The sequence below is a fragment of the Shinella sp. CPCC 101442 genome (assembly GCF_024704725.1).
GTDB lineage: Bacteria > Pseudomonadota > Alphaproteobacteria > Rhizobiales > Rhizobiaceae > Shinella.
The window spans coordinates 700,693-718,623 of sequence record NZ_JALIQS010000003.1 but is presented as its reverse complement, the minus strand read 5'-3'; the positions used below and the strand labels follow the sequence as shown (position 1 = coordinate 718,623).

The window sequence follows — 17,931 nt, the reverse complement described above, 5'->3', positions numbered from 1 at the left end:
TGCGAAATCGGAGAGACGATCTTGGACAGCCGCAAATCCATCGACATCACGGCCGTCGGCCTCATGGTCGGCATCTGCCTTATCTGGGCCTTTCAGCAGATCGGCCTGAAATCCACCAGCGTGTTCGCCGCGCCGGTGCTGCAGATCGGCCTGCGATCCGGGCTTGCTGCGCTCTGCGTGTTCGCCTTGATCTGCGCCCGACGGCAGAAGGTGGATCTGTGGGGGAAGACCGCGATGCTCGGCGTTTGTGCCGGTCTCTTGTTCGCTTTCGAGTTCTTTCTCGTCGGCGAGGCGCTCAAGCACACGTCTGCCTCGCACGTCGTGGTCTTCCTTTATACGGCCCCGATTTTCGCGGCGCTCGGCCTGCATTGGAAACTGCCTTCCGAGCGCCTTTCGGCAATCCAGTGGGGCGGGATCGCCTTGGCCGCGATGGGCATCGCCTTTGCCTTTCTAGCGCCGCAGGACGGCCATCAGGCGGCGGGCGGTCTCGGTGACGTGCTCTGGGGCGACGGATTGGCGCTGATCGGCGGCGCGGCCTGGGGTTTGACGACGGTGCTTATCCGGACGACGCGGCTGAGCACGGCTCCGGCCACGCATGTCCTGTTCTACCAGCTAGCGACCGCCTTTCCGGTTCTGACCGGGGCCGCGGTGATGGCGGGCGAGGCGACCTTCGTTCCCTCGCAGGCTCTGCTCCTGAACCTCGCCTTCCAGGCGCTCGCGGTTTCCTTCCTCAGCTTCCTGACGTGGTTCTGGCTGCTCACGAAGTACCGGGCCTCGCAGCTTGGCGTCTTCTCGTTTATGACGCCGGTGTTCGGTGTTCTGCTGGGTGTCGTGCTTCTGGGCGAGCCGCTGACGCGGGAATTCGCGATCGGGGCGGCGGGTGTGATGGCGGGGATCGTGATCGTGAGCGCCTATCCCTGGATCGAGCAACTGTCTGCGGCGGGAAGAAATCGTCGCATCGCCGAAATGAATGGACGCGCCAAAGCTTAGGCGGGCGTGCCACTCCTGTCGCCTCACCAGCCGCTGTGTCTGAGGGGCGGGCTGTCCGCGCTCAAACCTCGTGCAGGATGTGGGCAGCCTTGACGGCGGCGGAGGCGCGGTTCTCCACGCCGAGTTTGACGTAGATCTGCTCGAGATGCTTGGTGACCGTGCGGGCGCTGAGCCCGAGGATTTCGCCGATGTCGCGGTTCGATTTGCCCTTGGCGATCCACAGCAACACCTCGGATTCCCGCTGGGTAAGCGAGAAATGCTGGCGCAGGATCTCGTCGTCGGACAGGCGGTTTCCGGCGATGAGGCGGAAGAGATATTCGTCCATGCCGATCGCGCCGAGGAAGGAGAGCTGCAGGCTCGCCTGGCCGGCCTGGTGGATGCCGAAGGTGTTTTCGCGTGCGGTGCCACGCGTTTTCATCCAGTCGCGGATATGGGTGGAAATGGCATCCAGTCCCTCGTCGCTGCCCGTTGCGGCATTGACGAGACGCGTTGCCTGCGGGGTCGACCAGCGGATTTTCCCCTCGCCGCTGACGGCCAGCAGGTGACGGCCGGCGGCATCGAGCGCCACGCGGGCGCTCTGGGCGGAGCGGGCATTGGTGAGGTGCACGCGGATGCGGGCGCGCAACTCGTCGATATTGATCGGCTTGGTGAGATAGTCGACGCCACCGGCCTCCAGCGCGCGCACGACATGTTCCGTCTCGGTAAGCCCCGTCATGAAGACGACGGGGACGGGGCTGATCGACGGGTTCGCCTTCAGCCTGAGACATGTCTCGAAACCGTCCATGCCGGGCATGACGGCATCGAGCAGGATGATGTCGGGCGTGATGCGATCGACGATGTTGAGCGCAGAAGCGCCTGACGTCGCGATCAGCACGGAGAAGCCGGTCTGCTCCAGCGCTTCCGTCAGGAAGCCGAGAGCTTCGGGGGAATCATCGACGATGAGGACGATGTCGCGCGGGGTGGCTGTCTCAGTCACGGGCGGCGCCTTCTTGTTGGTTCATGGTTTTCAGGAAGGCATCGTAGCCGGCGAGGTCGAAGACCTGGACATAGGCGCGAACGGCCTCGGTGAACGGCTGGTGTTCGGGGCTGCGGGCGATTTCCGAAAGCTTGGCCTCGATGCCGCGCACATAGCCGATCTCGCCAAGACGGATCAGTTCCTGCACATGGGTCTCTGCCGGAATGACGATGCTGACCTTGGCAGGCGCTTCCGGTTTTGCGTCGTCGTGATAGATGCAGTCGATGCCCATCTGCAGGGCAAGCTTGTCTGTGAGCTGGCGCAGGTCGAATGGCTTTGCCAGCGTATCGTTATGGCCGGCATGGGCCGCCGTGCCGTCGCCGATATTGGCCGACAGCATGATGATCGGACCGGGTTGGCCAAGCGCGCGCAGGCGCGCGACCAGTTCCCAGCCGTTCATGCCGGGCATGGAGATATCGATGAGGAAGAGGTCGGGTTTCAGGCCTTCTATCAGCGTCAGGCAATCCGCTCCGCTCTTTACCGTCAGCACGGTGAAGTCGAGCGGGCGCAGCACCTCTTCCATGAGATTGCGGTGATCGGCATTGTCATCGACGACGAGGATGGTGCGGCGGCGGCCGCCATAGCCCTTGATGCGCTGCACGGCAGCCTTCGGCACCGTCGGACGGTCGACGGCTGACAGCATCAGGCGCACGCGAAACTCGGTGCCCGTGCCGCGTTCGCTTTTCACGGAAATTTCGCCGCCGAGCGTCTGGGTGAGCAGGCGGGTGATGGTGAGGCCGAGGCCGAGACCGGGCATGCGACCGTGTTCGGCGTCGCCCCGCTGGAAGGGCTCGAAGATGCGGGGCAGGTCCTTTTCGAGAATGCCGCGACCACTGTCGGCGACGGTGAAGGTCGCGACCTGGCTGCGATAGGCCACGTCAAGACGGATGCTGCCCTGGTCGGTGAATTTCAGCGCGTTGGAAATGAGGTTCACCAGAATTTGGCGCAGGCGCTTTTCATCGGTGCGCACGTAATGCGGCAGGTTCGCCGGGCGCGTGTGGGTGAAGGTGACGCCCTTGGCCTGCGCCTGCGGGCGGAACATTTCCACGATCTGGTCGAGGAAATCGTGGATGTGGATCTCGTTGGAATAGACCTGCAGCTTGCCGGCCTCGATCTTGGAAATGTCGAGCAGGCCATCGATGAGGCCGGAGAGATGATCGGCGCTGCGCTTGATGACGCGGATGGCGTTCTGCCGCTGCGGGGGGATGCTCTCGTCGCGCTCCAGAACCTGGGCGTAGCCGAGCACGGCGTTGAGCGGGGTGCGCAATTCATGGCTGAGGCCGACGACATAGCGGCTCTTGGCGCGGTTGGCGGCCTCAGCCGTTTCCTTTGCCTGCTGGAGTGCGGCGTCGGTCTTCCTGTGGGCGGCGATTTCCTTGAGGAGCAGGGTGGTCTGGCGGGACGACTCCTCCTCCGCGACGACCCGGCTGTCGTGCGCCAGCACATAGAACCAGCAGACGACGCCCGCCACCACGGCGAAGACGAAGAAGACCACGGCGATGGTGCGCTCCACCACCGATGCCGTCTCCGGTGAATGCGTGCCGACCTGGTGGGCGATCATGGCGAGGATGATGCCCATGCCGGTGATCGACAGCACGGTGGCGATGCCGTAGCGGCCCAGACGCGTGGCAAGCGCTGTCGTTACCTGCTCTGGCAGGATGGTTTTTGCGACACCTGCCACCTGCGCGTTGAAGCGGGCTTTCGGCTTGCAGAGGTCATGGCAGCGGCTGTCGAGCGAACAGCAGAGCGAGCAGATCGGTGCGGCATAGGCCGGGCACCAGGCCATGTCTTCCGGCTCGAAGGGATGCTCGCAGATCGAGCAGGTGATGGAGTGCAGCTTTGCCCAGCTCTTCCGAGGTTTTCGCGCCAGGTAATATTTTCCGCCGGTTGCCCAGGCGATGGCGGGCGAGGCGATGAAGGCGACGATGGCGGCAATGTAGGGGGCGAGCGAGGCGGGGATGTCGCCGAAGGTGCCGAAATGCGCGGTGAGCGCGATGATCGCCGACAGCGTCATCGCGCCGAGACCGACCGGGTTGATGTCGTAGAGATGGGCGCGCTTGAACTCGATGCCGGGGGGTGAGAGGCCGAGCGGCTTGTTGAGGAAGAGATCGGCGGAAATCGTACACAGCCAGGCCATGGCGACGATCGAGAAGACGCCGAGCGTCTCCTCCAGGAGCCGGTAGATACCGAGCTCCATCAGGAGGAGTGCGATCGCCACATTGAAGACGAGCCAGATGACGCGGCCAGGATGGCTGTGGGTCAGGCGGGAGAAGAAGTTCGACCAGGCGAGCGAGCCCGCATAGGCGTTCATCACATTGATCTTGAGCTGCGAGACCACCACGAAGGCGACCATCAGCAGCAGGGCCGCGCTATCCCACGGCAGCATGTAGCCGAAGGCGGTATAGTACATCTGCGCTGGATCGGCCGCCCGGGTGGAGGGCACGCCGGCCGACAGCGCGAGCACCACGAGGAACGAGCCGGCAATCAGTTTCGGCGCGCCGACGATGACCCAGCCGGAGCCGGCGAGAAACACGGCAATGCGATGGTGCAGCTTGCGCTGCCCATCCGGCGGCAGGAAGCGCAAAAAGTCCACCTGTTCGCCGATCTGCGCCATCAGCGCGAAAATGACGGCGGAGGCCGCGCCGAACTCGACGAGGTTAAAGGGCGCATAGGTGCCGGGTGGGCCGGAAGCGTGATGCAGGCCGGAATAGGCGAGCCACAGGTCGATCTTCTCCCAGTCCGCGAAGGCGATGAAGACGAAGGGGAGGATGTTGAGCACGATCCAGAACGGCTGGGTGATGAGTTGGAAGCGCGAGATGAGCTGCACGCCGTGCGTCACCAGCGGGATGACCACGACGGAGGATATGATGTAGCCGATCCATAGCGGTATGCCGAGCGCCAGCTCCAGCGCGCCGGACATAATGGAGGCCTCGATGGCGAACAGGATGAAGGTGAAGCTTGCATAGATCAGCGAGGTGAGCGTCGAGCCGATATAGCCGAAACTCGCACCGCGCGTGAGAAGATCGATATCGACGCCGTGGCGGATCGCATAGCGGCTGATCGGCAGGCCGACCAGCAGGATCATCAGGCTGGCGACGACGATTGCAACGATGGCGTTCGTCGTGCCGTAGGACATGGTGATCGCGCCGCCGATCGCTTCCAGCGCCAGGAAGGAGATGGCGCCGATCGCGGTCTGCGAGATGCGGTCGGAGGAGAAGCGCCGTGCGCTCTTTGCTGTGAAACGCAGCGCATAGTCCTCCAGCGTCTGGTTGGCGACCCAGCGATTGTACTCGCGGCGGATCGGTATGATGCGCTGGCGTGCGGCCATGTGTTCCTGCTGTTCCCAAGGCCCGTTATCCGGCCGTCCGAACCTTCGTAACACAGATGGTGCATGCCCGAAATTGGTGCATCGCGGCAAAAGCTTCCCACTTACCCCCGGCAACTACGCAATATGACGTATGTGCAGCGCAGCATCGCTGTCCGATAGTTTCTTAAGCAACGGTAAAAAAGCTTCCGCCCCGTTGCGGTCAAAAAAAGAACTAGAGGGGTTCCGACATGTCCATCAAGGCGCGCGCCACCGGCGCATTGCTTGCAGCCATTCTCTCGACGACCGCCTTCCACGGCGCTTTCGCAGCCGACGATACGATCAAGGTCGGCATCCTGCATTCGCTTTCCGGCACCATGGCCATCTCCGAGACGACGCTCAAGGATGCCATGCTCATGCTCATCGACGAGCAGAACAAGAAGGGCGGTCTGCTGGGCAAGAAGCTCGAAGCCGTCGTCGTCGACCCGGCATCCGACTGGCCGCTCTTCGCCGAAAAGGCACGCGAACTGGTATCGGTCAACAAGGTCTCGGCCGTGTTCGGCTGCTGGACGTCCGTTTCGCGCAAATCCGTGCTGCCGGTCTTCGAAGAGCTGAACTCCATCCTCTTCTACCCCGTCCAGTACGAGGGTGAAGAAAGCCAGCGCAACGTGTTCTATACGGGTGCGGCGCCGAACCAGCAGGCGATCCCGGCTGTCGATTATCTCGCCGAGAACGAAGGCGTCGAGCGCTGGGTTCTCGCCGGTACCGACTATGTCTATCCGCGCACGACCAACAAGATTCTCGAAGCCTACCTGATCTCCAAGGGCGTGAAGCCTGAGGACATCATGATCAACTACACACCGTTCGGCCATTCCGACTGGCAGACGATCGTCTCCGACATCAAGAAGTTCGGCTCGGCCGGTAAGAAGACCGCCGTGGTCTCCACCATCAACGGCGACGCCAACGTTCCCTTCTACAAGGAACTTGGCAACCAGGGCGTCAAGGCGGAAGACATTCCCGTCGTTGCCTTCTCGGTCGGCGAAGAGGAACTCGCCGGTCTCGATACGACGCCGCTTGTCGGTCACCTGGCTGCCTGGAACTATTTCCAGTCCGTCGAGAACCCGTCGAATGCCGAGTTCATCAAGACGTGGAAGGCCTTCACCAAGAACGAAAAGCGCGTCACCAACGACCCGATGGAAGCGCACTATATCGGCTTCAACATGTGGCTGAAGGCCGTTGAAAAGGCCGGCACGACGGATACGGATGCCGTGCTCGATGCGATGATCGGTGTCTCCGTGCCGAACCTCTCGGGCGGCCTCTCCACCATGATGCCGAACCACCACATCACGAAGCCCGTGCTGATCGGCGAAATCCAGGCCGACGGCCAGTTCGAGACCGTGTGGGAAACACCCGGCCTGGTGGTCGGCGACGAATGGTCGGACTTCCTGGCCGACTCCAAGGACCTGATCGCGGATTGGCGTGCGCCGATGTCGTGCGGCAACTTCAACGTCGCCACCGGCAAGTGCGGCGGCAAGGGTTCCTGATCCCGAAGGCTTGATGTCTGCCGCGCGTCTCCTTCGCGGCGACCAAACTCGCATCCCGGCGTATGACGCGCCGGGATGCAGTCCTTTCCCAACCTCAAGGACATGAGATGCCTGCGCGCCTCATCCATCGTTTCCTGCAATGCCTGCTCGTCGCTGTCTGCGTGATGGTGACGATGCTTGCGACGGACCTTAGAGCTGCAGACGATCTGCGAACGATGGTCAACGCGCTCGGCGGCGGCAGTTTCCAGGAGAACCAGAAGCAGGTCGAAGCGCTCGCCAAGACGGGTGATCCGAAGATCGTTCCGGCGCTGGAGGCCTTGTCCGAGGGGGATCTCTACCAGCGCAAATCCGACGGCATGGTTTTCATCGTCAAGCCGGCCGGTTCCAATTTCAAACTCGTCGACGCCCTGACGGGAGACGCAGCCGGCGAGGAAGCCAAGGCGGCGCTCGAAAAGGTCAAGGTCAACAACGGGCTGCGCCGCGTGATCCGCGCCGCACTCGGCGGCCTGACGCTGATGAGCCCTGATGCGGGCGTTCGCCTCCAGGCAGCGCAGACAATCCTGCGCACGCCATCCGCCGATTCCCTCGAAGGCCTCGATGCGGCGCTTGCCGGTGAAACGGACAGCGCGGTCAAGGCCGTGCTTGAAAAGGCCCGCGCGGCTTCCGTCCTCGTGTCCGATCGGCCGGTGGAGGAGAAGAAGGCCGCCATCGCCACCGTCGTCGAGACAGGCGGGCGGGATTCACTGTCGCTGCTTTCCGGCGCTCTCTCCTCTGCCGATGAAAGCCTGCGGCCGGATATCGAGACTGGGATCCAGCAGATCGAGGACCAGCTGCAACTCTGGGCCGCCGGCCAGAACATCTGGTACGGCCTGTCGCTCGGCTCGGTGCTGCTGCTCGCGGCGATCGGGCTTGCCATCACCTTCGGCGTGATGGGCATCATCAACATGGCGCATGGCGAGATGGTCATGCTCGGCGCCTACACCACCTTCGTGGTGCAGGAGATCATCCGCAATTCCTATCCCGACGCCTTCGCCTGGTCGCTGGCGATCGCGCTGCCGCTCGCCTTCCTCGTCACCGGCGCGGTCGGCCTCGTCATGGAGCGTGGCATCATCCGCTTCCTCTATGGCCGGCCGCTCGAAACGCTACTCGCCACCTGGGGCGTTTCGTTGATTCTCCAGCAGGCCGTGCGCTCGATCTTCGGGCCGACGAACCAGGAGGTCGGCAATCCGTCCTGGATGTCCGGCGCCTTCGAACTTGGCGGCCTCACCGTGACCTGGAACCGGCTCTGGATCATCGTCTTTTCGCTCGCCGTCTTCGCCTTCCTGCTCTTCCTCCTGAAGAAGACGCCGATGGGCCTGCAGATGCGTGCCGTCACGCAGAACCGTCGCATGGCCTCCTCGATGGGCATCAGGACACCCTGGGTCGATGCACTGACCTTCGCGCTCGGTTCGGGCATTGCGGGCATCGCCGGCGTGGCACTCAGCCAAATCGACAACGTCTCGCCCAACCTGGGCCAGGGCTACATCATTGACAGCTTCATGGTCGTGGTCTTCGGCGGCGTGGGCAATCTCTGGGGCACGCTGGTCGGCGCCTTCACGCTCGGCATCCTCAACAAGTTCCTGGAGCCCTATGCCGGCGCCGTGCTCGGAAAAATCCTCGTGCTCGTGCTGATCATCCTCTTCATCCAGAAGCGGCCCCGCGGGCTCTTCGCACTCAAGGGACGGGCGGTGGAAGCATGATCACGTCGTTTCTCGCCAAGGCGCTCGGGCGCAACATCGTCATCACGGTCGCGATCCTGCTGGTGCTTGCGGCCCTCGTTCCGGCGCTCAACCTGCTGACGGCGCCGGACCATCCGCTGCATGTGCCGACCTATATCGTCTCGCTGTTCGGCAAGTACCTGACCTATGCGCTGCTGGCGCTGGCGCTCGATCTCGTCTGGGGTTTCTGCGGCATCCTCTCGCTCGGCCATGCCGCCTTCTTCGCGCTCGGCGGCTACGCCATGGGCATGTACCTGATGCGCCAGATCGGCGCGCGCGGTTCCTACGGCAACCCGCTGCTGCCGGACTTCATGGTCTTCCTCAACTGGAAGGAACTGCCCTGGTTCTGGTACGGCTTCGACATGTTCTGGTTCGCCGCGCTGATGGCGATCGTCGTGCCCGGCCTGCTCGCCTTCGTCTTCGGCTGGTTCGCCTTCCGCTCGCGCGTCAACGGCGTCTATCTGTCGATCATCACCCAGGCGATGACCTTCGCCCTGCTGCTCGCCTTCTTCCGCAACGACATGGGTTTCGGCGGCAACAACGGCCTCACCGACTTCAAGGATATCCTGGGCTTCAACATCCAGGCAAACGGCACGCGCTCCGCACTCTTTGCGGCCTCGGCGGTAGCACTCGCCCTGTCACTGATCATCACCTCGGGCATCGTGCGCTCCAAGTACGGCAAGATCCTCGTCGGCGTGCGCGACGCCGAAAGCCGCACGCGCTTCCTCGGCTACCGGGTCGAGCATATGAAGCTCTTCGCCTTCGTTGTCTCGGCGATGATGGCGGGCGTTGCCGGCGCGCTCTACGTGCCGCAGGTCGGCATCATCAATCCCGGCGAGTTCGACCCGGCCAATTCCATCGAGGTCGTCATCTGGACGGCGGTCGGCGGGCGCGGCACGCTGATCGGCCCGATCGTCGGCGCGATTCTCGTCAACGGCGGCAAGAGCATCTTTACCGCCGCCTTCCCGGAATTCTGGCTCTTCGCGCTCGGTGGCCTCTTCGTGCTGGTCACGCTCTTCCTGCCTAGAGGCATAGTCGGCACGGCACGCCAGTTCGTCGAACGGCGCAAGGAATACCGTAAGGCGCGGGAGGCTGAAGAGGCGCGCACCTTTGCGACGGCGGCAGAACCCCAGGCGGCGGAGTGACCGGCATGAACACCCTCGTTGGCAACACAAAACCGAACAGCATCCTCTACCTCGACGGCGTCTCCGTCTCCTTTGATGGTTTCAAGGCTTTGAATTCGCTGTCCTTCGTCATCGAGCCCGGCGAACTGCGCGCGATCATCGGCCCGAACGGTGCCGGCAAGACGACGATGATGGATATCATCACCGGCAAGACGCGGCCGGATTCTGGCGAGGTCTTCTTCAAGGGTACGATCGATCTCACCCAGAAGGACGAGGCCGAAATCGCCCAGCTCGGCATCGGCCGCAAGTTCCAGAAGCCGACGGTCTTCGAGAGCCATACGGTCTGGGACAATCTGGAACTGGCCCTCAACCGCAACCGCGGCGTCTTCTCCACGCTGTTCTATCGCCTCACCGCCGAGGACAAGGCGCGCATCGAGGAAATCCTCTCGACGGTGCGCCTCGCCAACCGCAAGGACGATTTTGCCGCCAATCTCAGCCACGGCCAGAAACAATGGCTGGAGATCGGCATGCTGCTGGCGCAGGAGCCGGAACTGCTTCTGGTGGACGAGCCCGTCGCCGGCATGACCGATGCGGAGACGGCGGAAACGGCGATCCTGCTGAAGGAAATCGCAAAAACCCGCTCGGTGGTCGTCGTCGAGCATGACATGGGCTTCATCCGCGATCTCGGCGTGAAGGTGACGTGCCTTGCCGAAGGCTCTGTTCTGGCAGAAGGCTCGATTGATTTCGTCAGCGCCGACCAGAAGGTCATCGAGAACTATCTGGGGAGATGAGGCCATGCTGACCGTCGAAAACGTCAATCTTCACTACGGTGCCGCACAGGCGCTGCGCGGCATCTCGCTGAATGCCGAGATGGGCAAGATCACCTGCGTGCTCGGCCGCAACGGGGTCGGCAAGTCGAGCCTGCTGCGGGCGATTACCGGCCAGCATCCGCTCTCCTCCGGCAGCGTCGCCTTCAACGATGTCAAGCTCGACGGCATGGCACCCTATAATCGCGCCAAGCAGGGCATCGGTTATGTACCGCAAGGGCGCGAGATCTTTCCGCTGCTGACGGTGAAGGAAAATCTTGAATCCGGTTACGCTCCGGTGAGGCGGTCGGACCGCTTCATTCCGAACGAGATCTTCAGCCTGTTCCCGGTGCTGCAATCCATGCTGGGGCGGCGCGGCGGTGACCTCTCGGGTGGCCAGCAGCAACAGTTGGCAATCGGTCGGGCGCTGGTGACGCGGCCGAAAATCCTCGTGCTCGATGAACCGACCGAGGGCATCCAGCCGTCGATCATCAAGGATATCGGCCGCGCGATCCGCTATCTGCGGGATACAACGGGCATGGCCATCCTGCTCGTCGAGCAATATCTCGATTTCTGCCGCGAGCTGGCCGACCACGTCTACATCATGGATCGTGGCGAGATCGTGCATGAGGGGGCCGCCGAAACGCTGGATACCGAGGAGGCGCGCCGGCATCTGACGGTTTGAGGCCGTCAGATGGTTCCGAGCGATATCAGCTCTCGTGGCAGCCGGTTCATGCTCTGCGCCCCGTCGGGCGAGATGAGGAACTGTTCCTCGATCATCAGTGCGCCGATGCCATTGGCATAGAAGGGCGCTTCCAGCGCCAGCACCATGTCCGGCTCGATGACGATGTCGTTGCCATGCGAAAGGAAGGGCCACTCCTCGATACCGGCGGCCGCACCCACGGAATGGCCGAAATGACCCCGGTAATATTCCTTGAAACCATGCCGGCGCATGGTCGCGAGCATGGTTTCATGCACGTCGCCGAAGCGTCGGCCAGGCCGTAGCGTCTCGACGCCGGCCATGAAGGTTTCCAGCAACGCCTTGTAGATATCGGCGGCAAGCGGTGAGGGCTTGCCCCAGACGAACGTGCGCGCGCCGTCCGAGGAATAGCCATCGACCAGCGTACCGACATCCGCCTTGATGAGGTCGCCATCGCCGAGCATGGCTCCGGCATTCTGCAGGTCCGCGCCGATGGAAATGTAATCCCAATGGCCAGACAGGCCATGGCCGTTGCGGATAGCTTCCGCGCGCGCGCCGGCGAGCCAGGCGGCGGAGAGATCGGCGGCGCGCAGGCCCGGCTGGGCGGCATGGGCGAGGCTTGCCAATCCGGCCTCGGCGCAAGTCGTGGCCCGGCGCAGCCGTTCGATTTCGCGTGTATTCTTGATGAGCCGCAGCCGCCGCAGCACGTCGGAGGCATCGCGCCAGTCGACTTCAGGGATGAGGCTTTTGAGACGAGCGAAATCGGCTGCCGGCATGAAATCGAGGTCGACGCCGAGCGTGGCGCGGGAGAGGTTGCGTTCCGCAAGGAGGTCGGCAAGCAGACGGAAGCAGGCGTCCTGGTCGAAGGTTTCCGGCCGCGGACCGATATTGCCGCTGGCGCGATAGGCTGCATCGACATCGGCAATCGAGGCTGCGTTCGTCACGGTGACGCCGTCGATCCAGATACGGTGGGTGCGGATATCGATGGGGCGGGCGCTGCCTGCGGCGTGATCGCTCATGATGGCGGCAAGCGGCGCGCCCGCGTTGGCCGGAACGAGTGCGATGGCCGAGCCCGCGCGTCCCCACATGGTCGCGACACCCGCGGCAAGGCCGGTCGCGTAGCGAAAGGCCTCCGGCCGGAAGAGAACCATTCCGTCCAGGCCTTCGGCCGCCAGCAGCTTTTCCGCCCTCTTGCGATCGATGTCGCTCATTCCGTCCTCGCTTCTTTCCGCTGTCGCCCGCTTCGCAGGCGCGAAAACTATCCATGGATTTGACCTTCGTTGAAAGACAATTCCCTTTAATTTCCGCAAATTGGAGTGGACGCGGATATCATGCTTCCGCAAGGATAACTACAATCGCCACCAGAACGCCGGCAGACGGCGATCTCGCAACAGGAGAATGAAATGAGCGGTTCCAAAACCCGCAACCGGGTGCTGACGACGGCGCTCGCAGCTGTCCTTGCCGCCGGTGTCTTCGGCCCCGCGCTTGCCCAGGAAGCCAATCCGGACGCAACGGTCAATATCGGTTCGCTCTATGAGCCGCAGAACCTCGACAACACGGCCGGCGCCGGACAGGGCATCAACGAAGCCTTTAACGGCAATGTCTATGAAGCGCTGTTCCGCCTGACGGATGCGGGCACGGTCGAGCCGGTTCTCGCCAAGGACACCAAGGTCAGCGAGGACGGCCTCACCTATACGTTCACGCTGCAGCCGGGCGTCACCTTCCATTCCGGCGCGCCGCTCACCTCCAAGGACGTGAAATTCTCCATCGAGCGCGTGACGGCCGAAGCCTCGAAGAGCTCGCGCAAGAACAGCCTGAAGTCGATCGCCGGCATCGAGACGCCCGATGACGCGACCGTCGTCGTGAAGCTCGCCTCCCGTTCCATCTCGCTGCCCTACAATCTGAGCTACGTCTGGATCGCCAACGACGAGGCGACGGATTTCCAGGCGAAGGAAGACGGCACCGGCCCCTATGCGCTGCAGGAATGGCGCCGCGGCTCGTCGCTGGCCATTGCCCGTTTCGACAAATACTGGGGCGACAAGCCGAAGAACGGCGAAGTGGTCTTCCAGTACTTCACCGAGGCGACGGCGCTCAACAATGCGCTTCTGACTGGTTCGGTCGACATCATCACCTCCGTGCAGAGCCCGGATTCGCTGGCGCAGTTCAAGGACAACCCGGAATTCACCGTCAGCGAAGGCAAGTCGACGACGAAGCTGCTGCTCGCCTATAACGACCGCGTCGCGCCCTTCGACAATGTGAAGGTCCGCAAGGCGCTGGCCCGTGCCATCGACGACGAGAAGCTGCTGAAGGCCGTCTGGGGCGACTACGGCACGCTGATCGGCTCCTTCGTGCCGCCGACGGACGCCTGGTATGCCGATCTGACGAAGACTGACGCCTACGACCCGGAAAGCGCCAAGGCGCTGCTGAAGGAAGCCGGCTATCCCGACGGTTTCACCTTCACCATCGACACCCCGAACTACGATCCGCACCCGATCGCCGCGCAGTTCATCCAGAGCGAACTGGCCAAGATCGGCGTGAAGGTCGAGATCAACGTCATCACCGCCAACGAGTGGTACACGAAGATCTACAAGGCGCATGACTTCCAGGCGACCCTGCAGGAGCATGTCAACCACCGCGACATCGTCTTCTACGGTAATCCGGACTTCTACTGGGGCTACAACAACCCGAAGGTCGTCGATCTGATCAAGCAGGCCGAAGCCAGTGCCACGGAAGCCGAACAGACCGAGAAGCTGAAGGAAGCCAACACGCTCATCGCGGAGGATGCGGCCAGCAACTGGTTCTATCTCTACCCGCAGATCGTCGTGTCGAAGGCAACGGTCGGCGGCTATCCGGTGAACGGCCTCAACTCGCAGTTCTTCGCCTACGGCATCACCAAGGCCGAGTAAGCGCACTCGAAGAGACACGCTCGACAGGAAACGCCGCCTGAACTATCTTCGGGCGGCGTTTGCGCGTGAGAGGTAACACCCATATTTTCCTACATAATCCGCCGATCCGTCATTCTGGCGCTGTCGGTCGTCATCGCCGCCGTCATCCTGTTCGTGCTGCTGCGTCTTCTGCCGGGCGACCCTGCCAATGCGCTGGTTTCCGTCGGTGCCGATGCGGCGCAGATCGAGGCGGCGCGCAAGCAGGTGGGCTCGGACCTGCCGCTCTACGAACAGTTTCTGCGTTTCGCCGGCAGCCTTGCGCGCTTCGACCTCGGCAATTCCTTTGTTTCCGATGCGCCTGTTCTTGAGGAGATCGGCAAGCGCCTCATCGTCACGGTGCCGCTGACCCTGCTTGCCTTCCTCGTCGCCGTTTGTCTTGCGGTGCCGCTCGGCATTCTCTCGGTCGTGCGCCAGAACCGCTGGTATGGCGGGTTGATCTCCATCGTCTCGCAGCTCGGCATCGCGGTGCCGGTGTTCTGGATCGGCATCCTTCTCGTCACCGTCTTCGCGGTCAATCTCCGGCTCTTTCCCTCCGGCGGTTTTCCATCGCGCGGCTGGCAATCGGCGGGTGCGGCCTTGCAGGCGCTGGTTTTGCCGGTCGTGACCATCGCCATCGTCATGTCCGCCTCGCTGATCCGCTACGTGCGTTCGGCGACGCAGGATGTGCTTGGCAGCGATTACCTGCGCACCGCCCGCGCGCTCGGCGCCACCTTCTCCGAGGCGCTGGTCCGCCATGGCATCCGCAACGGCGCGGTGCCGGTGATCTCCGTGCTCGGCATCGAGCTTGCCTCCACGCTGCTCGGCGCTGTCGTGGTGGAGCGGGTCTTTGCGCTGCCGGGCCTCGGCTCCATGTTGCTTCTCGGCATCGAGCAGCGCGACTATCCCAATGTGCAGGGCGTGCTCTTCGTCTCGACCCTGCTGGTGCTGCTGGTCGGCTTTGCCGCCGATATCATCCAGCGCCTCATCGACCCGCGCCTGCGCGGCCGTCTCGCGGGAGGTGGTGCATGAGCGCGCCGGATACAGCCGGCACGCGCGTGCCGCAAAAACCCGTCATTCCCTGGCCACTCGCGGTCGGCGGCCTGCTGGTGGGCCTGCATGTCGCCGTGGCACTTCTTTCGCTCGTCTGGACGCCCTATGGCGTCGGCGACATGGTCGGCGGGCGGCTCGAAGGTCCATCGCTCGCCCATTGGGCGGGCACGGACCGGCTCGGCCGCGATCTGATGACCCAGATCATGATCGGCTCGCGCATCGCCCTCGTCGTCGGCTGCGGGGCGGTGGCGCTCGGCGCGCTGCTCGGTGTCGCGATCGGCGTGTTCGCTGCCTTCGCCACGCGCACGCTCGACGACGTGCTGGCTGCGGCCCTCGATATCCTCATCGCCTTTCCGACGCTGCTGCTCGCCATGCTGATCGTCGCATCCAGCGGCGCGAGCCTCTGGACGGCGATCCTTGCCATCGGCATCGCCGGCTCGGCCATCGTCGCACGGCTGACGCGCATCCTCGCCAAGCGTATCCTTGCGATGGACTACATCACGGCGGCGCGCATTTCCGGCACGTCCTGGCCGGGCATCGTGCGCATCCATGTGCTGCCCAATATCTGGCCGACGCTGATCGTCAGTTTCGCCCTGCAATTCGGGCTGGCGGTCATCGCCGAGGCGTCGCTCTCCTATCTTGGCCTCGGTGCGCCGCCGCCGAATGCCTCCTGGGGACGGCTGCTGCAGGAGGCGCAGGCCTCCGTCTATACGGCGCCCTTCGGCGCCATCGCGCCCGGCCTGGCGCTGGTCTCGCTCGTCATCGGCCTCAATCTCTTCGCAGACGGCCTGCGCGAGGTTGCCGATCCGACCAAGAGGAGAAGCCGGTGAGCCCCTTGCTGTCCGTCGAAAATCTCGACATCCGCGCGGCCGGGCGTACGCTCGTCTCGGGCGTTTCCTTCTCGATTGCCGCAGGTGAGCGGGTGGGCCTCATCGGCGAATCCGGTTCGGGCAAGTCGCTGACGGCGCTTGCCGTGCTCGGCCTTCTGCCGGAAACCATGCGCACCGGCGGCTCGATATTCCTCGACGGCCATCAGGTGATCGGCGCGCGCGACCGCGATCTCGTGCCGCTGCGTGGGGTGAGCGTCGCCGCCGTTTTCCAGGAGCCGATGACCGCGCTCGACCCCCTGATGCGGATCGGCGATCAGGTGGGCGAGGTGGTGCGCCGCCGTGCCCGTCGTGACGGCCACAAACCTGGCACAACGCAGGTGCGGGCGAGTGTCCTCGCCCTTTTGGAGCGTGTCGCGCTGCCGGAACCCGAACGCATCATGCGGGCCTTTCCCCATGCGATCTCCGGTGGCCAGCGCCAGCGCGCGGCGATTGCCATGGCGCTCGCCTGCCGGCCGAAACTCCTGATCGCAGACGAGCCGACGACGGCGCTCGACGTCACCACGCAGGCCGAAATCCTGAAGCTGCTGCAGGGGCTGGTGTCCGACGAGGGCATGGGCCTTCTCTTCATCAGCCATGATCTGCCGGTCGTCGCGACCATCGCGGAGCGGGCGCTGGTGATGCGCCATGGCGAACTGATCGAGACGGGGCCGGTCGGCACGCTCTTCGATCACCCCGCCCATTCCTATACTGAAGGTCTCGTTGCCGCCGCGCGGGCCTTCGATGCCGCCCTGGAGATCGCACCATGACGCTTCTCGACCTCTCCGGCGTTTCCTTCGCCTATGGCGGAGGAAAGTGCGTGCTGCACGATATCGACCTCGCGGTTGCTGCTGGCAGCAATCTCGGGATCGTCGGGGAATCCGGCTCGGGCAAGACGACGCTCCTGAAGCTGCTGCTCGGGCTCGAACGCGTCTCCACAGGCACGGTCTCGTTTCGCGGCGAGACGCTGGAGCCGCGCGACCGGGCCTTCATGCGTGGTTTTCGCCGCAGCGTTCAGGCGGTCTTTCAGGATCCCTACTCCTCGCTCGATCCGCGCCAGCGCGTCTTCGACATCATCGCGGAGCCGCTGCGCTCCCTGAAGATCGAGACGGATGTTGTCGGTGCGGTCGCCGGGGCGCTCGCCGATGTCGATCTGCCGGCCGATGCGGCGAGCCGTTATCCGCACGAATTCTCCGGCGGCCAGCGCCAGCGCATCGCGATTGCCCGGGCCATCGTCGCCAAACCCGATCTCGTGATTGCCGACGAGGTGGTGAGCGCGCTCGACCTCACCACGCGCACCCGAATCATCGACCTGATGCGCAGTCTTTCCTCACGCATGACCTTCATCGTCGTCTCGCACGATATCGCGCTGGTGGCGCTGCTTTGCGACCGGCTGGCGGTGCTGGAGCAGGGCAGGATCGTCGAGCAGGGCGCAACGCGCGATATTCTCGCCCGACCGGCCCATCCCTATACGCAAAGGCTGCTTGCCAGCACGCCGCGCATGCCGCAACGCGCCTGACGCCAGACAAAGTCGCGCGGAACCGTGGGCGGGGTTTGTCGTTCTTCTGCGGCAAGTTCACCAAAGGAGAACGACAATGGTCGCTGCACATGAAATCCGCGAACATATGGAAGTACGCGCCGCCGATGGCGGTCACGTCGGCACGGTCGACCACCTGGAGGGCGAGAGCCGCATCAAGCTGACCCGGACCGATTCCGAGGACGGCAAGCACCATCTTATTCCGCTCGATTGGGTCGATCACGTCGACGTCCATGTGCATCTGAACAAGGATGCGGACACGGTGCGCCGGGAATGGTCCACCCTGAACTGACCGGAAGAAGCCGCCCGAGGGC

The 17,931-nt window shown here is 63.7% G+C and carries 15 protein-coding genes; 12 read left to right on the top strand and 3 right to left on the bottom strand.

Features of this window, described 5'->3' with window-relative positions:
- Positions 1-21 precede the first annotated feature (21 nt).
- Positions 22-990 (top strand): DMT family transporter, encoded by a 969-nt coding sequence (locus tag MUO32_RS13975; protein ID WP_257948920.1) that lies wholly within the window; start codon positions 22-24, stop codon positions 988-990.
- Positions 991-1,051: 61 nt separating this feature from the next.
- Here MUO32_RS13975 and MUO32_RS13970 read toward each other — a convergent pair whose 3' ends face one another.
- A complete protein-coding gene (locus MUO32_RS13970) occupies positions 1,052-1,966 on the bottom strand; it encodes a response regulator transcription factor (RefSeq protein WP_257948919.1) in 915 nt (304 codons plus the stop codon).
- The gene (locus MUO32_RS13965) at positions 1,959-5,333 is read right to left on the bottom strand and encodes an ATP-binding protein (protein WP_257948918.1); all 3,375 of its coding nucleotides are present in this window, start codon (positions 5,331-5,333) and stop codon (positions 1,959-1,961) included. Before MUO32_RS13965 ends, MUO32_RS13970 begins: the two co-directional genes overlap by 8 nt.
- Positions 5,334-5,560: 227 nt before the next feature.
- On the opposite strand from MUO32_RS13965, the gene urtA reads away from it, so the two are divergent.
- From urtA to urtE, 5 genes are all read left to right on the top strand, one after another.
- Positions 5,561-6,853, top strand: coding sequence for an urea ABC transporter substrate-binding protein (gene urtA / locus MUO32_RS13960; RefSeq protein ID WP_069057861.1), 1,293 nt, complete (start codon positions 5,561-5,563; stop codon positions 6,851-6,853).
- 164 nt (positions 6,854-7,017) lie between these two features.
- Positions 7,018-8,592 (top strand): urea ABC transporter permease subunit UrtB, encoded by a 1,575-nt coding sequence (gene urtB / locus MUO32_RS13955; RefSeq protein WP_374708666.1) that lies wholly within the window; start codon positions 7,018-7,020, stop codon positions 8,590-8,592.
- Positions 8,589-9,755 (top strand): urea ABC transporter permease subunit UrtC, encoded by a 1,167-nt coding sequence (urtC, locus tag MUO32_RS13950; protein WP_257948916.1) that lies wholly within the window; start codon positions 8,589-8,591, stop codon positions 9,753-9,755. Before urtB ends, urtC begins: the two co-directional genes overlap by 4 nt.
- 5 nt (positions 9,756-9,760) lie before the next feature.
- Entirely contained in the window at positions 9,761-10,525 is a 765-nt protein-coding gene (gene urtD, locus MUO32_RS13945) for an urea ABC transporter ATP-binding protein UrtD (RefSeq protein ID WP_069061286.1), read from the top strand.
- 4 nt (positions 10,526-10,529) lie between these two features.
- On the top strand, positions 10,530-11,225 hold the full coding sequence (gene urtE / locus MUO32_RS13940) for an urea ABC transporter ATP-binding subunit UrtE (protein WP_257948915.1): 696 nt from the start codon (positions 10,530-10,532) through the stop codon (positions 11,223-11,225).
- 5 nt (positions 11,226-11,230) lie between these two features.
- On the opposite strand, the gene MUO32_RS13935 is transcribed toward urtE, so the two are convergent.
- Positions 11,231-12,451 carry a Xaa-Pro peptidase family protein gene (locus MUO32_RS13935; RefSeq protein WP_257948914.1) on the bottom strand — a complete coding sequence of 407 codons (1,221 nt, stop codon included), beginning with the start codon at positions 12,449-12,451 and terminating at the stop codon, positions 11,231-11,233.
- Positions 12,452-12,643: 192 nt separating this feature from the next.
- On the opposite strand from MUO32_RS13935, the gene MUO32_RS13930 reads away from it, so the two are divergent.
- The 6 genes from MUO32_RS13930 (at position 12,644) to MUO32_RS13905 (ending at position 17,909) form a co-directional block, all read left to right on the top strand.
- Positions 12,644-14,146, top strand: a complete 1,503-nt coding sequence (locus MUO32_RS13930; RefSeq protein WP_257948913.1) for an ABC transporter substrate-binding protein — start codon at positions 12,644-12,646, stop codon at positions 14,144-14,146.
- A gap of 96 nt (positions 14,147-14,242) precedes the next feature.
- Positions 14,243-15,193, top strand: coding sequence for an ABC transporter permease (locus tag MUO32_RS13925; protein ID WP_257949223.1), 951 nt, complete (start codon positions 14,243-14,245; stop codon positions 15,191-15,193).
- A complete protein-coding gene (locus tag MUO32_RS13920) occupies positions 15,190-16,044 on the top strand; it encodes an ABC transporter permease (RefSeq protein WP_257948912.1) in 855 nt (284 codons plus the stop codon). Before MUO32_RS13925 ends, MUO32_RS13920 begins: the two co-directional genes overlap by 4 nt.
- Positions 16,041-16,850, top strand: a complete 810-nt coding sequence (locus MUO32_RS13915; RefSeq protein WP_257948910.1) for an ABC transporter ATP-binding protein — start codon at positions 16,041-16,043, stop codon at positions 16,848-16,850. Before MUO32_RS13920 ends, MUO32_RS13915 begins: the two co-directional genes overlap by 4 nt.
- Positions 16,847-17,599 carry an ABC transporter ATP-binding protein gene (locus MUO32_RS13910; RefSeq protein ID WP_257948909.1) on the top strand — a complete coding sequence of 251 codons (753 nt, stop codon included), beginning with the start codon at positions 16,847-16,849 and terminating at the stop codon, positions 17,597-17,599. The genes MUO32_RS13915 and MUO32_RS13910 overlap by 4 nt, the downstream gene beginning before the upstream one ends.
- A 76-nt stretch (positions 17,600-17,675) precedes the next feature.
- Positions 17,676-17,909, top strand: coding sequence for a DUF2171 domain-containing protein (locus tag MUO32_RS13905; protein WP_257948908.1), 234 nt, complete (start codon positions 17,676-17,678; stop codon positions 17,907-17,909).
- Positions 17,910-17,931 lie beyond the last annotated feature (22 nt).